Origin of the sequence: Paenibacillus tianjinensis, from assembly GCF_017086365.1 — a bacterium.
Lineage (GTDB): Bacteria > Bacillota > Bacilli > Paenibacillales > Paenibacillaceae > Paenibacillus_AQ > Paenibacillus_AQ tianjinensis.
Genome location: NZ_CP070969.1, coordinates 289,356 through 304,601, shown reverse-complemented (window position 1 = coordinate 304,601; position 15,246 = coordinate 289,356). Strand labels below are relative to the sequence as shown.

General features: G+C 52.7%; 9 protein-coding genes. 1 reads left to right on the top strand and 8 read right to left on the bottom strand.

The features are described from left to right. Window position 1: 1 nt before the first annotated feature. On the top strand, window positions 2-1,339 hold the full coding sequence (locus tag JRJ22_RS01385; RefSeq protein ID WP_206102814.1) for a 6-phospho-beta-glucosidase: 1,338 nt from the start codon (window positions 2-4) through the stop codon (window positions 1,337-1,339). 106 nt (window positions 1,340-1,445) lie between these two features. Here JRJ22_RS01385 and JRJ22_RS01380 read toward each other — a convergent pair whose 3' ends face one another. The 8 genes from JRJ22_RS01380 to JRJ22_RS01345 all read right to left on the bottom strand — a co-directional run bounded on the left by JRJ22_RS01380 (window position 1,446) and on the right by JRJ22_RS01345 (window position 15,237). After that, on the bottom strand, window positions 1,446-2,693 hold the full coding sequence (locus tag JRJ22_RS01380; protein WP_206102813.1) for a helix-turn-helix domain-containing protein: 1,248 nt from the start codon (window positions 2,691-2,693) through the stop codon (window positions 1,446-1,448). Window positions 2,694-2,875: 182 nt separating this feature from the next. Continuing rightward, entirely contained in the window at window positions 2,876-8,587 is a 5,712-nt protein-coding gene (locus JRJ22_RS29385; protein ID WP_206102812.1) for a S8 family serine peptidase, read from the bottom strand. Between the two features lie 320 nt (window positions 8,588-8,907). Beyond that, entirely contained in the window at window positions 8,908-10,299 is a 1,392-nt protein-coding gene (locus JRJ22_RS01370) for an MATE family efflux transporter (protein ID WP_206102811.1), read from the bottom strand. An 89-nt stretch (window positions 10,300-10,388) separates the two neighbouring features. Beyond that, entirely contained in the window at window positions 10,389-12,137 is a 1,749-nt protein-coding gene (locus JRJ22_RS01365; RefSeq protein ID WP_206102810.1) for a hypothetical protein, read from the bottom strand. Window positions 12,138-12,195: 58 nt separating this feature from the next. Next, entirely contained in the window at window positions 12,196-12,438 is a 243-nt protein-coding gene (locus JRJ22_RS01360; protein WP_206102809.1) for a hypothetical protein, read from the bottom strand. A gap of 46 nt (window positions 12,439-12,484) precedes the next feature. Beyond that, a complete protein-coding gene (locus JRJ22_RS01355) occupies window positions 12,485-13,429 on the bottom strand; it encodes a sugar phosphate isomerase/epimerase family protein (RefSeq protein WP_206102808.1) in 945 nt (314 codons plus the stop codon). Between the two features lie 44 nt (window positions 13,430-13,473). Then, complete coding sequence (locus JRJ22_RS01350; protein WP_206102807.1) at window positions 13,474-14,346, bottom strand: carbohydrate ABC transporter permease; 873 nt, start codon at window positions 14,344-14,346, stop codon at window positions 13,474-13,476. Window positions 14,347-14,370: 24 nt separating this feature from the next. After that, window positions 14,371-15,237: an ABC transporter permease gene (locus JRJ22_RS01345; protein WP_206104933.1), complete on the bottom strand. Its 867-nt coding sequence runs from the start codon at window positions 15,235-15,237 to the stop codon at window positions 14,371-14,373. Window positions 15,238-15,246 lie beyond the last annotated feature (9 nt).

Here is a 15,246-nt window from a genome sequence, read left to right as displayed (position 1 = left end):
CTTGGCAGCTAACCAAGGACTCAAGATCGCCGTGATCGGCGGCGGCTCTTCCTATACACCTGAACTAATCGAAGGTTTCATTCTCCATCACAAGGAGCTTCCTGTGACTGAGCTGTGGCTCGTGGATATTGAACCCGGACTGCATAAGCTGAACATCGTCGGCAGTCTGGCTAAGCGGATGGTGCAGGAATCCGGACTGCCGATTACAGTCCATCTGACAACTGACCGCCGCGAGGCGATTGCCGGTGCCGACTTCGTCAGCACCCAGATCCGTGTCGGCATGCTGGCCGCCCGCGCCCGCGATGAGTCTATTCCGCTCAAATACGGCGTCATCGGCCAGGAAACGACCGGCCCGGGCGGAATGATGAAAGCGCTGCGCACCATTCCGGTCATTCTGGATATCTGCCGGGATATCGAAGAACTCGCCCCTGACGCCTGGCTGCTGAACTTCACCAATCCTGCGGGAATGGTGACCGAAGCGGTGCTGAGATACTCGAAGGTGAAGAGCATCGGCCTCTGTAATGCGCCCATCGGGCTAATTAAGCAGGTGTCAGCAAAATACAATGCTGCCCCAGACCGGATATACGCTGAGTTTGTAGGGCTGAATCATCTGCACTGGATTACAAGGATTGATGTCGAGGGGGAAGACAAGCTGGACGACATGCTGGACGATACGGCCGGATACAGTGCAAAGAACGTCCCAGCCCGGGAATGGAATCCGGAATTCTTGCAGTCGCTGCGTGCCCTGCCCTCTTATTATTTGAAATATTTCTACATGACCGATGCCATGCTCGAAGAGCAGCTGGCCTCCGCCAAGCAAGGCGCAAACCGCGCCGAAGTAGTCAAACGTGTTGAGGAAGAGCTGTTCGAAATCTACAGCAACCAGGAGCTGAAGGAGAAGCCGAAGCAGCTGGAGCAGCGCGGCGGCGCCTTTTATTCCGAAGCGGCCGTCAACCTGATGCGTTCACTGCACAATGGCACGAATGATATCCAGACGCTGAACGTGGCGAACCGCGGCATTCTCAGCTTTTTGCCGGAGGATGCCAGCATTGAGGTCAACTGTGTCGTGACCAAGACGGGACCGCTGCCGCTGCCGCTGACTAAGATTCCGCCGATGGCTAAGGGGCTGATCCATGCCGTGAAGACGTATGAGCAGCTGGCGATTGACGCAGCCGTTACCGGCGACCGCAGCCTGGCGGTCCAGGCGCTCGCCCATCATCCACTCGTACCTTCCGTAGAGGTGGCTATCGCTATGCTGGATGAGATGCTGGAGGCGAACAGGGAGTATCTGCCGAACTTTTTTGCCGGTAAAGAATCGGCTTCGGCCGCTGCAGAATAACATCACAAAATAAGAGAGACTCCCTCTTGCAGATTATACTCTGCTTGTAGAGCAGTCTCTCTTTTGATATCCGAACCCTCTCTTCATTTCATCCCGCACGAAGTTATCAATAATCCTCCAAGCCGCTGCTCATGCCGCTAATCATTGTAAGCGAAAGCTCCAGTGCTTTATCGCGTTCTCCGCTCTTGAGGTAGTAGGACAGCAGCTTGCGCTCATACCGCTCGATCGTGTAAGTATCGCCATTGCTGCGGAAATAGGGCAGAGCTTCCTCCTCGATGTATCGGTAATAGGGTCCCCAATCCTCTTTCAGTGACAGGATCAGTAAGTTAAAGTTAATTGCCCGGCTGTCTTTGCGGTCGCGCGCCAGCGTCAGTCCCTGATACGTTAAGGCCAGCAGTTCGGATACCGGAAGGCGCTTTGCACCCATGCAGGAAGTGATATAGCAGTCCAGCACGGTCAGGTAGAACGAATGGTCCGGACCGCTCAGCAGCTCCATCACCTGCTCGAAGAGATCAGCTGCTTCCCCATACAATCCCCGCCGCAGATGCTCATAGGCGAGATTATGCAGCAGCTTGTACTTACGGTCCATAGACCCGCAAAGCTCACAGGCTTTAATTAAATTCTCATAGGACTGCTTGGCTACCGCAAAATGATGCGGTTCATTCACGCTGAGCTGGATCAGCATAAGGGTCTCTGTATCAATAATCCGCACCAGGTTAAGCGTCTTGCGGAAATATTGCAGCGCTTTTTCAGCATAATAATAGGCGATAATACTGGAATGAATCGAGTGGTAAGCAAGCGCCAGATGATAGTAATACTCCTGTTCGGTATACTCTGACTCGTCGATCTCCGTCAAAACGCCGATACAATCCAGAAATTGCCCGGATAGAAAATAATAGATTCCCTGAAGATGTTTGAAATAGTTGCGCACATAGAGCGAAGCATATTCATCCTTCTGAATATCTCTAATAAGCCGGGCGGCCGGCTTCAAATCATTATTGTAAAGATGGGAACGGATTAACAGCAGAGGGTATGGAATCTTGTAGTCCGGCAGATCCTTAAGCGGTTCCTGCTCGATTTGTGCTTTCAGGGTTTCCGCTTCCTCCGTCCGCTGCATCACCATCGCACCATGCCATTCGTTTAATTTGCGCTGGGTCTTATGAAAACGTTCCACCTCTGTTGCCATATTAATCTGAAGACGCTCGCATAACAAATCAATGATTTCCGGGGAATACTCGGTTATGCCCCGCTCTATTTTGCTTAAATGAGTCACTGAGCAAATCCCCTGACCAAGCTCCCGCTGGGTTAATTGCTGCTTCTCCCGGTAGTGCTTGATGATTTTCCCCTCAGTCATTCTTCAGTCCTCTTTTCCGTTAAAGTACAGCAGTAAGCTCCCTTTATTATACAAGGAAAAGACGGATCCACGAGTCATTCCATCTAAAAAAGCCGGGAGGTTACCGCTTCTGCAACGGTAATCCTCCCGGCTATTCCAAATCACTGTAGCTGCATCCTTATTTCATCTGTGTAACATTGATATTACTCGCCTGCTGCAGTCAACAGGTTATAAATAGTTTGTGCCGTTTCCGCGCGGCTTGCCGCTGTTTTTGGAGCGAACAGGCCGCTGTCAAGCCCGGACATAATTCCTAAGCCTGCAGCCTGGCCGATACTTTCTTGTGCCCAGGATGAAATGGATGATTGGTCCTTGTACTCCTTAGTATGGGCAGAAGCACCAGCCTGCTTCGCTGCTGCATATGCGTAAGCATTCATCGCAATAACAGCCATTTCTTCACGGGTAATGCTCTGATTAGGCGCAAATGCCGTCTGTGTCATTCCGTTAACCAGACCGGCTGCATGCGCCGAAGCAACTTCATCTGAATACCAGGCCTCAGCCGGAACATCGCTGAAGTATGCCTTATCAGCAGCTTCCGTATTCAGTCCCAGCGCCCGTACGATCATTGCTACGAATTCTGCGCGTGTTGTCTTCGCATTCGGAGCGAACAGCGTTTCCGACTGTCCGGTTACGATGTGCTTCGCGGACAATGCCTTAACGGCTCCCACAGCCCAGTGCGAAGCGGAAAGATCGGTGAAGCTCTTATCGTAAGCCAGTACACCGTAAGTACTGAAGTGACTTACATTTGCGGTGATGGTATGCTGTGCTGTATTGACCTTGCCGCCCACATATTCCCAAGCGGAGGCCTTATCGTTCAGATAGTAGATGCCTGCCAGATCGGCATTCAGACTGTTGCTGTAAGACAGCGTCAGCTGCACGTCTTTAGGGAAGGCTGTAAGCCGGAGCTCTTCCCCGTCTGCCTTTTTGTAGGACAGATTGAAATCATAAACTCCACCCGATGACAGCGTTACACCCGCTTCGGAAGATTCAGGTGTTGCCGCCTTGGCTGTAACAGTCAAGTAGATATTGCCCTGATTATTATCATTAGCTTGTGCTGCTAATGCCTGCAGTACTTCAGCCGGGAGGGTTACTGTTGCAGCATCCGTCCGCACAGCCAAACCATTGCTCTTGAGCAATTCTCCGGCATTGGCCGGAAGTTTCACCGGAACACCCGGTTTACCTTCAATTGTGACTACACCGTTAGCTGCAGCAGCCAAATCGGAGGCCGAAACGGTTTGCTCAGTAACCGCGGCCGCAGTGTTAACGCTGCCCGTGTTACTACTGCCCGTTCCAGTGCCGCCACTATCAGTGCCGCCGCCATTGTCGGTGCCGCCGCCGTTGTCGGTGCCGCCGCCATTGTCGGTGCCGCCGCCGTTGTCGGTGCCGCCGCCGTTGTCAGTGCCGCCGCCGTTGTCAGTACCGCCGCCATTGTCAGTGCCGCCGCCATTGTCAGTGCCGCCGCCATTGTCAGTGCCGCCGCCATTGTCAGTGCCGCCGCCGTTGTCAGTGCCGCCGCCATTGTCAGTGCCGCCGCCGTTACCAAGCGTACCGTTCTTGATCTGCTCCAGCATCTCATCCAAGCCAACACCTCCGGTGCTGTCCTTAGCCACCGCATCGACTGCGGCACTCTGGCCAAGCTTCAGGAAGTTGTTCACGATGAACTGGATATCTGTATCATCCACGGTTCCGTCCTGGTTGATATCAGACTTGGGATCACTGGTCTTGTAAGCCAATCCAGCCTGCTGCAAATCAAGAATGTCAATAACTTCATCGCCGTTGACATCCCCGGCCAGCGCGCCATTCAGGGACAACAGCTGCTGTGCACCGATCACCTTGCCATTCTCAAGCTTATAATCAGTCATCGAATAGCTGAGGGAAGTATGTCCCGGTGATTTGAAGGTTACTTTAATTACCTCATCCGTTGCAGGAATGGATTTGATGTTGTATTGGGCATTCTTGTCAATTGTTGCCGTGTATTTTTTACCTGATTCGGTCTCTGCATACACGTTGAAGTTCATCTTGCTGTAATCCTTACCGAATTGCAGGAATTCGCCATTTACCATAAAGGCTTCCGGACTTACGTATCCATAAAGGCGCGAAGTGTGGGATACAAAAGCCATATAATCGGTTGTGTAAGATGGTGTATATACAGCTTCCTCCGCTCCGGCTTGAGTCACGTAAAGGTCGGTCGCGAGAATGGTAGCCACCTTATTATAATACGCATCGTCGGCTACCTTATATTTAAGGGTCAGCAGCGGCACATCACCGTCGATCCCCGCGAGGTTTTCACCTTGCAGGTTCACTTTTACACTGCTGTAGAATTCATTAAATACATCCTGCTGAACGTCAACCGCAGCCCCTTGCTTCGCCGCAAGCGCTTTGACCTCGTCCGTTGCCCCGATGGACTCCAGTTCGAAGGCACCTGTGATTTCCTGCAGGGTAAACTCTGCTCCGGTGAACGCCTTCAGATTATTCATGTTCATTGTAGCAGTGAAGGTATCGCCCACCTGCACCGATTTCTTATCCAGCTCGGTCAGCGCATAAGTGGTATCAGGGGTCAGATACACATATTTATTGCCCAGCCAGGTCGTCCCTACCGTTGCAGGGTCCCAGCCGAAGAGCCGCAGTTCATACGGTTCCAATGCGAAGTCTTCCTTCGTAATCCCGTAACGGAAGTCCCCGTTCTTATCCGCCTTAAAGTAACCGGACATGAACGGGCTGCCGTATTCATAAAAGGCTACCTTATTGTCGCTTTGATCATAGGAATATCCCGCCTCTTGCAGCGGCTTCACACTGCTGTCCGTAATGTTCCCGTGTACCCAGATAGCGGAAATATCTTTACCGTCATACGTTTCTGTCGTGAACATCGAATCATCCACTTCAAAGACCTGCGGAGTCAGCGAAGCCGTATCTCCGGCAGCATTCGTAGACTTGAGTGAAAGTTCCGGCGATGTATTATCTACCAGCGTCATCGGGGATTCCACCTGATAGGTTTCACCTCCCGCATCTATGGAGAACGCCTCGAGCGCATATTCGCCCTCTGGAACAAAGCGGGAGACTTTCGAGATGCCGCCGTCTTCTGTAAATGGATAGACATAACCTTTGAACATATTGAGCAGCATGAGGTCTTTACCTACAGCTAGATCTGCAGTATTCACAGTGCCCAGGAATCCTAATACCTCTCCGGTCTTGTAATCCTTAAGATAGACATCCATAGTCTCCATCGGGCTCTTCATAGAGAAAAAGGCAGTTGTAACCCAGTTGGAATAGGAATGCATCACATAGTTATTGGAAATTGCGGGCGGATCCATTTCCAGGTAATCGAGGCCTTTGTCTGATACCCGGATGAGCAGCGGCAATTGGTAAACGTCCGCAGCATCTGCTTCGTTGATTACATGAATATATCCTTCATAGGTTCCGTTCGGCACCGAATCATTTACCAGCAGCTGGGCACTGAAGGTTGTGCTGGATTCTGCAGGTACGGATACCTCGTCTCTGCTTAGTGTAATCGGGGCGCTCGAAGGCAGCTCCAGCTCCAGGTGATAGGTCTTGGCGTTCTCCCCCCCGTTATCCAGCTCCAGCGTCTTGCTGGCTGAAGTGGTCTTCCCTTCTTCGGTATACACACTTCCGTAGTTCAGGGAGCCGGTAATATCGGCAATCTCAACATACTCATTGTCAGCGGAAACGCTGGTGGTTGTATCCAGCACCTTAACGGTCGTATCCGCATGAACTGCACGATAAGCATCTACTCGTCCTGCGCCAACTTCATAGATCGAATAGTCCTTATTTAAGTCAACGCTGGTATTCATAAGCGCAGCCTTTACATCGAAAGGCGTATAGTCCGGATGCTTCTGCAGAATCAGGGCGGCGATGCCGGTGACATGCGGAGTCGCCATGGAAGTACCTGACATCCGCGTATAGGCGATATCATAGTTGCTCTGGTTGACCGGATCATTCATATATACCGGATAGGTGGAGAATACCGCCACACCCGGAGCTACAAGGTCAGGCTTGATGTCATCTGTTCCCGACACGGGCCCCCGCGAGCTGAAATCAGCCAGCAGATCGCCCTGCGACACCGCGTCGCTTACATCCGTAAAGCTGATATAAGGCTTGACCATCTTCTTCAGGCTCTCGCCTGCCGCCTGCTCAATCTGGAAGGTAGGAATATATCCGGAAGCCTCACCCAGATAATTATCGATATAACCGGTTGTATTATTATAGATAATGGCCGCGATTGCACCGGCTTTGGCGGCATTCTTGATTTTGATGTTCAGGCCGATCTCTCCGCGTGCGATAAGGGCAACTTTGCCAGCCACATCAATGCCTGCAAAATCACCAGCCTTACCAAGACCTGCATATACGAGCTCCTGCTCTGTGCCGACGATGCCGGCAGGTTCATAGTTGAACTCTTCACCGAACAGCTTCATGTTCAGCGACTGGTAGACCGTATCCGTAACAGCAGCAGACTCTTCACCTGCGGCTGCCGGAACGGCCGCATCATATACGGAAGCCGTAACCGTAGGAATGGCGATCGGCACGCTGGAGGCACCGATCGTTATACCCAGTGCACTTGCCCCTGGTGTTCCGAGCGTGCCTGCTGCCGGGCCGTCGTTGCCTGCAGCAATTACGCTGACAACTCCGGCCAGCATAGCGTTGTTAATGGCTATGGACGTCGGATCGAGCGGATCATTTAACTTCGAACCAAGTGACAGGTTGATAACATCCATGCCGTCCTGAACGGCCTTGTCAATCCCGGCGATGATGCCGCTGTTCGCGCCTGATCCATAAGGTCCAAGGACACGGTAGGAATAAAGCTCGACATCAGGCGCAACGCCCAGGGCGGCATAATCGACATCATTGGCCTGCTGCCCGGCAATGGTCCCGGCTACATGCGTACCGTGGGCCGTGAAATACTCCGATTCAGATTCCGGCTCACCGGCTGCTACCCAATCATTGTAGGTGGTCTCCATCGGATCGGCATCATTGCCGATAAAGTCCCAGCCCTTAACGGTAGCCGGATCGACAGCTGCCAGATCTTCACCTTCGGTCTTACGGTATCCGTGATAAACGCTGGTTAAGTCGGGGTGATTATAATCAATCCCGGTATCCAGAATACCTACCTTAATGCCTTTACCGGTAATGTTCTCGTCATGCAGCTTGTCCACTCCAATGACCGGAAAGCTCTCCATCATCAGCTTGCTGGTGTCGGCAGCCTCTTCTCCTGCAGTTAAATCAGCGGCGTTGTCTTCCCCTGTAAGATCAGTAGGAACAACCGTATCCCCCGGCAATTGAACTGTAGTATCATTCCAGATCTTTTTGACCAGACCGGAACTCGCCAAATCCTGCACAGCAGTGCCCGGCAAGGTTACAGCCACACCGTTAAAAGCTTCGCGGTACTCCTGATAAATTGAAATTTCCGACGGATTATACGCGAATGCGCTGCGGCCGCTCTCCAGTTTGTTGATCTTCAGTTTACCGATAAAAGCCTTGAATTCCTTATGGGACTGCTCTACCTGGTCTTCCGCGGAGGCCATAGAAAACTTCCGCATTTTTCCGGAGTCTGCCAGTCCGGCTACTGCCGCCGGTTCAGGGATAAACTGGACGATAACGTTGACAAGATCTGTGCTCTCCGTGTTAATTTCGGGCGAAATAACCGGTCCGGAACTTACACTGATCTGTTCCAGTGCCTGTCTTTGTGCCGGGGTCAATCCCTTAAGAATAGCTGCCGCCTGTTCCGACGTGATCTTGCTGCCGGCGGAAGGCGCCGCAAAAGCGGCAGGGGCCAGCAAAGTAGAAACCAGCATTCCCCCTGCGATTGTGCCGGAAAATAAGCGATTCATTGTTCTGCGCTTCATTAGATTCCTCCATGACCTCAAAGTTAATAGATTGGTAGATCAACAGACGTACTGCAAAGGTGCTTGGGCCCAATTTTTTTACTTACTATAATCTGTAGTATTTTTGCTGTAAATTGGGGTAATTGCGTGATTCAACTCATAGTAAAAAAGGAAATATTAGTAGGTTTATTGTCATTTATTCGGATAAAACGTGATCCGCGCAGACTAAATCGCACCAAAAAAACCGCTTTCTCTTGAAAGCGGCCCCCGTACCAGATCTGTTTTACCCCAAATGAGGCTGTACAGAATTCATATATATAACATCCAGCTCCGACCCTGGATTAGATTACCTTATGCTGAACCCATTTCTCTCCAAGGAACCGCCGCAGGAAGATGAAGCCCCGCACGCCCCACTCGCAGTTCATCGCCAGCCATACGCCGACAATGCCCATCCCGAACTGGATGCCGAGCAGGTATCCCAGCACGACGCGGAACAGCCACATCGACAGCATCGAGACCATCGATGTATATTTGGAATCACCCGCGGCCCGGAGTGCTGATGGTGTAATGAAGCTGATGGACCACAGCGGAATCTGGGCAATGGAATTGATCAGGAAGACCAGGAAAATGTCATCGATAATTTCAGCCGGAGGATGGAACAAGGACACCAGCGGATGGTAAAACGGGAAAATCAGCAGCGCCATCAGCACAAAGGAAGCGGATGACAGCCAAAGAAACGATTTGACGAATTTCCGGGCATCCTTCACATTTCTGCTGCCCATGCATTGGCCTACCACTGTAATGAGCGTCAGGGACAAGGCATTCGCAGGAATCTGCATGACTCCGGCCAGGGTGGACGTGATGGCATTCGTGGCAATCGCATAGGTGCCCAGGCTGACGATGAACACTTGGGTCAGAATCTTTCCGCCGTTAAAAAACATCTGTTCTGCAGCAAACGGCAGGCCGATATTCATAATTCGTTTGAGCATTGACCAGTTCAAGACCAGCAGGTCGCGGATCTTCACATGCAGCGTATTGTCCATCCGGAACAGATAGATAAGCGCACAGACAGCAGCCAGATATCTGGATATGTTGATGGCAATGGTCATACCGAACACACCCATATGCAGACCGTTGATGAATACAAAATTCAGCAGAACATAGATCAGGTTCATGATCAGGGACAGCACGAGTGAAGCCCGGGTCCTGCCGATTCCGCGCAATGCGCCGCAGACCGCTTCTACAACAGCGATACCCAGATAGGACAGGCTGCTGCCGATCAGATATGTCCGGGCATTGGACATTACCTCAGGCGAAGCCGCGCCAAACAGCAGGTTCAGCAGCGGACCATGGAACACAATCCCGAACAAGCCGATGCATAGCGCCATCAAAGAGACTGATGAGACTGCACCGGCTGTAGCTTTGGAGACCATTAGGTCATTCCCGCTCCCTTTGTACTGGGCGACAACGACGGTCCCACCAGTGGAAACTGCAATGAACACACTAATCAGAAAAATATTAAGTGAATCGATCATATTAACGGCGCTGATCGCCGCCACACCGGACGAGCTGATCATCGCCGTATTCACTAGATTCAGACCGACAATAAAGGCTTGATCAACCAGAAGCGGTATAAATAACGCTATCATCTGGCGGTAATCTATGGATTCTCCGGAAAAATACTTGTCGAGGATCAGGCTGCCCCGTTTCCCCTTTACCTTGAGCTCTAGCATAACTTCACTTCTTTATATTAGAATTTTAGGCCTCGTAATTCTAACATATGAGCTTAAGAAGTCAAGGAATCCGCCGATCCTCTCAGAGATTAGACACTTCTCATAGAAGGAGAGAGCGTCAGGGTGAATGTCTTATCGAACGGGGTCATCACGTTGACCAGCACTGCCTTGCAGTTGTTCTGCAGCTTCGCTTCACGTACCGCACTCGCCAGATGACCAAGCTCTCCCCCCGTCAGTTCCACCCAGTCTTCGCCGCTGGTATAGCGGAGAACGCCTCCGCTCCAGAGGTAGCAATCCTCTTCTACCGCCTGCAGCTCGCCAGAAGTGAAGCTGCCTTCCCGGCCAAAAACAAAGGACAGCTGGGTCATAACCTCTCCCGGCTCCTCGGCATGCACCCGAATCGTCCAGCCCGTGTCTGTGCGCTGCACCTCCGTCTCCACGCGAAACGCCTGCTCATGCGTGAGCGGACGGCTCTGGTGCGGGAGCAGATACCAGGGGCTGACCGCTGCTGCGGCAGTCGGCGGAAGAAGGGCTTCTTCGACTGGACCATAATACCCTTTCTTTTGCTCGCCCGCGAGGCGATATCCGGCGGACAGCTTCGTCATTTCCTGCATCGGGACGAACCCCGGATTGAAATAAGACGCCAATTGCACGGCCAGCAGCCGCACAGCACCATGGCGCAGCGCGAAGAAAGACGGTGTCTCCGTGATCAGCGTTACACTGGTATCTCCATCCCTAAAGCGGGCAACGGGTGCCCCGAAATCGGTATGCAGCCGGCTGTGGAAAATCCGCCCCTGATGACCGGCGGCCTCCATGTCCTGCAGATAGCTATGCCGCAGGAAATCCCCGTTCAGTAGCGTCTCATACTTCAAGGGAAGCTCTGCCACTGCCCCGAAAGACTGCTGAAGCTCCGGCTCAAGCAGCATCCTCACCAGCACATTGGCCGAGCAGACGCCCGGGTGGCTGAGCGCCCGCCCGGCCCATTCCGCCATGGCTGCGAACTGCGCATTGTTGTCTGCACGCGCCAGAATGGCGTAGGGCAAATAGTACGGGGAGAGATCATGGACACTCCCCAGATCCTGCCGCCCGGAATAATCGGTCACGACCTCGCCCGAAGGATGGACCAGATAGACCATCATCCGCAGATTCAGACGGACCGGTTCCAGCAGCTGCGGCCGGTCCAGCAGGCGGGCGGCATGAATCAGCATGATGTCGCTGACTGCACTGTAAATGCCGTTGCTCCGCTCCGTCCATTCTCCGTCCGGGGTAATGTCCATTCCCTCTGCCAGCCACTGATCCGCCCGCTGCACAAGCTCTTCCAGCCTGAATAGTTCATGCAGAAATCCAAGCGCAGCACAGATGACCCAGCGGTGGTTCGGGGTATGGACGCCGCCCGTAAGCATGACCGGCAGCGTCCGCTCAAGAAACAGCCTCATATTGTCCAGCACGGGCTGGAGCGGCTGCCATTGCTGCTGCGCCAGCAGCTGATAGAGCTGGGCATAGCCGACGATGACAAAGGCCGTGTCCGGCGGGGAATGATAGTTCGTCCAGCCTGGGGAAATGGAACCGTCCTCATGCTGGGCGCGCAGCACGAACTCCGTTGCCAGCCGCAGCCGGTCCAGCAGCTCTTCGTTCCGGTAGTACTTGGAATCGGGGTTTACCAGGGCGGCCCCCCAATAGCACATCTCGGTCGGTGTGCCGGTAGTGTGATTGACCCAAGCCACGCCCGTGCCGGGATCAATGGTGCCTCCGTAATAACGGCTCTCCGGATCAAGCACCTGCCGGGATAATCCGCTCTCTACCGCCAGATCATTGCTGGCTACCAGTTGCTTATACATGATGGTTCCCTCCATTAAGAATCATTTCTTGTATCATAACTGGACCTCGTATACTTATCTACAGCCGGTCCAGCTCCCTGCGGATACGTCCGGGACTGCTGGATATCATAATCGTAATATATCGCGTATTCCACGCCTTCACTTTGGGACGGCTCACGTTCAGGCTGCGCCGGAAGGAGGGGGACTCCCCGTCCTCCCGTAGTACCGTTACGCCGAAGCGGGCCGGGAAAAACGGCTCGTTCCGGTCAAACCATAAGCACGGGGCATACCGGATAGCCAGCTTGCGGTCTTCATCGCTCATAATCCAGTCTTCCTCACTCAGCTTATCCTCCGCCTCAGCATGCCGCCTACCCCCTGCCCGCCAGCTTAGCCGTAAGCAGGCGGTGGCTCTCATGGATATCCTCCGGCCGGCAGGCCGCCTTCAGCTCATACACCTTGACCTGCGCCCGCTCAATCATCGGCAAATAGGCATCATAGAAATCCATATTCCCGCTGTTCACATAGGGACACCAGTGGTCGGAGAGGCCAATGGTCTCATGGACGTGAACGCCCACAATATCATCCATCAGTCCTTCCATCTCTCCTATACTGTCGTACAAGCCCATCCGGTCCATCATGATGGCGTGTCCGGTGTCATACCAGATGCCGACAGGTGCACCCTTTAACGCGCTTATTATTGTTTTGGCTTCTGCGAGCGTTGGAATCTGCTGCGGCCGGGAGCGTGTCTCGATTCCAAAGCGGACGTTTAAGCCCTTGGAGGCCGCGCGGTTGCATACTTCATCCAGGCTGCGGATAATTGTCTGCACATAGCTGGCGCTATAAGCCTCCCGCCGTTCCAGCAGCTCCGCCCACTTGCTGCGGTACGCCTCCGAATCCCTGCCTTGTCCGCTGTAGAGCTGCTCCAGCTCCTTGGCGATATCATTCGGAAAAGGCACTTCGCCGGGATGCACCACCACGGCCTCACCGCCGTAGCGCTGGGCGTACTCAGCCGAACGGACCAGCAGCTCCACCGCCCGCTGCCGCTTCGTCTCATCCCCGAAGCCCAGCAGCACGGAATCCGTACCGTAATCAGGATCGGGAACGTGAGGGAAGGTGTTGTGAACACTGGAGATGCCGATTTCCCCCCGCTCGATCATCGGCTCAATCGTCGTCAGCATTGCTTCGGTGACATTATAGTTCAGCTCCACCCGCCGGAAGCCAAGCTCACGGATTTCCCGCAGCATGCCGCTGCCTTCCGTATGCCGCTTAATATTCCAGCAGGTTGAGAATGAGAATGCTCCTTTGTCTTCCACAGCCTTGTTCTCCTTTCTGTTCTTTGCCTGAGCAGCCGTTAGCTTTAACCCTTAACGGCACCCAGCATAACACCGCTGACAAAATACTTCTGCAGCCACGGATAGACAAGCAGAATCGGCACCGTAGCGAAGATAACCGTCGCCGCCTTGAGGCTTTCCGGAGTCAGCGCAGTGCGGCTTGCCCCCTCCATTTGTGTCAGCTCGGAGACCATGTTGTTCTGTACCATCTGGAACAGCTTGAGCTGCAGCGGGTACAGTTCAGGGCTGTTGATATACATCAGCGCATCCTGGAACCCGTTCCATCTGCCGACTGCATAGAAGAGGGCCAGCGTAGCCAGCACAGGCATGGACAGCGGCAGGACGATGCTTACCAGTGTACGGAAGAAAGAGCTGCCGTCGATCTCGGCCGACTCTTCCAGACTCTGAGGAATGTTGTTGAAGAAGGAGATCAGGATAATCAGGTTAAACGGACTGACCAGTCCGGGAAGGATAAGTGCCCAGGTGGAATCGAGCAGGCGCAGGTCGCGCATCAGCAAATATTCAGGAATAATCCCTCCGCTGAAGAACATGGTAATAATGATAATAACCATAAATGTCTTACGGCCCTTCAGGTACCCCTTGGTCAATGGATAGGCTGCGGCAATGGTGAAGAGCATACACAGTGCAGTTGTTGCAGCTGTAAGTATCACCGTATAGCCCAGGGAGCGGATCATTGCATTATCCGAGAATACCTGAATATAGGCATTCCAGTTCAATTCAATCGGAAAAATCGTAACTTCACCGGAAGTAATAGCACGGTTGGAGCTGAGTGATACTGCAATAACATGCAAGAACGGAGCCAGGCAGAACAGAACGAACAAGGCTACACAGGTAACAATGACAATTTCAAATATCCGGTTTGAAGTACGTTCACTCATAGTACTCCGCCTCCTTCTTCTTTATCAGATAATACCGTTTCCGGTCATTTTTTTCGAAATATAGTTGGAGCCAAGAATGAATACAAGACCGACCACAGCCTGGAACAATCCGACTACGGTAGCCAGTGTGTACTGGCCGGATTCAAGGCCGATCCGGTATACAAAGGTACTCAGCACATCGGAATATTCACGTACCGCCGTATTGCCGATAACATATGGGCGGTCGAAGCCGATGCTGACCATTTTACCAAGATTGAGAATGAGCAAGGTAACGATCGTCGGCTTAATGCTTGGCAGCGTAATATACCAGATCTTCTTCATCCGTGTTGCTCCGTCAACCTCAGCTGCTTCAAACAGCTCTCTGTTTACGCCGGTTAGTGCTGCCAGATAGAGAATTGTTCCCCAGCCGGCGCTCTGCCAGACCCCTGTGAACAGGTAAGTTACGAGCCATGGACCTTTTTCAGTCAGAAAAGGAATCGGGTTCAGCCCCAGACCTTGCAGTACCTCGTTAATCATACCGGACTGGTTGCCGAACAACTGATAGACAATCCCCCCGATAATAACCCAGGAGATGAAGTGAGGAATGTAAAGAATAGTTTGCGAAATCTTTTTGAACCAGGCACTCTTAATTTCATACAGCATAATTGCCAGAATAATAGGGGCCGGGAAAGAGACTACCAGATCCAGAAAATTGAGCATAAAGGTGTTGCGCAGTGAGGTGTAAAACTCTCTCATGTTAAACACTTCGCGGAATGCGTCGAACCCGATCCACTCACTGCCGCCGATTCCCTGAAACAGATTAAAATCCTTAAAGGCAATCTGCACACCGTACATCGGCCCGTAACGGAAGATAATGAAGTAAATGAGTGGCAGTGAAAGCAGCGCGTACATTTGCCAATA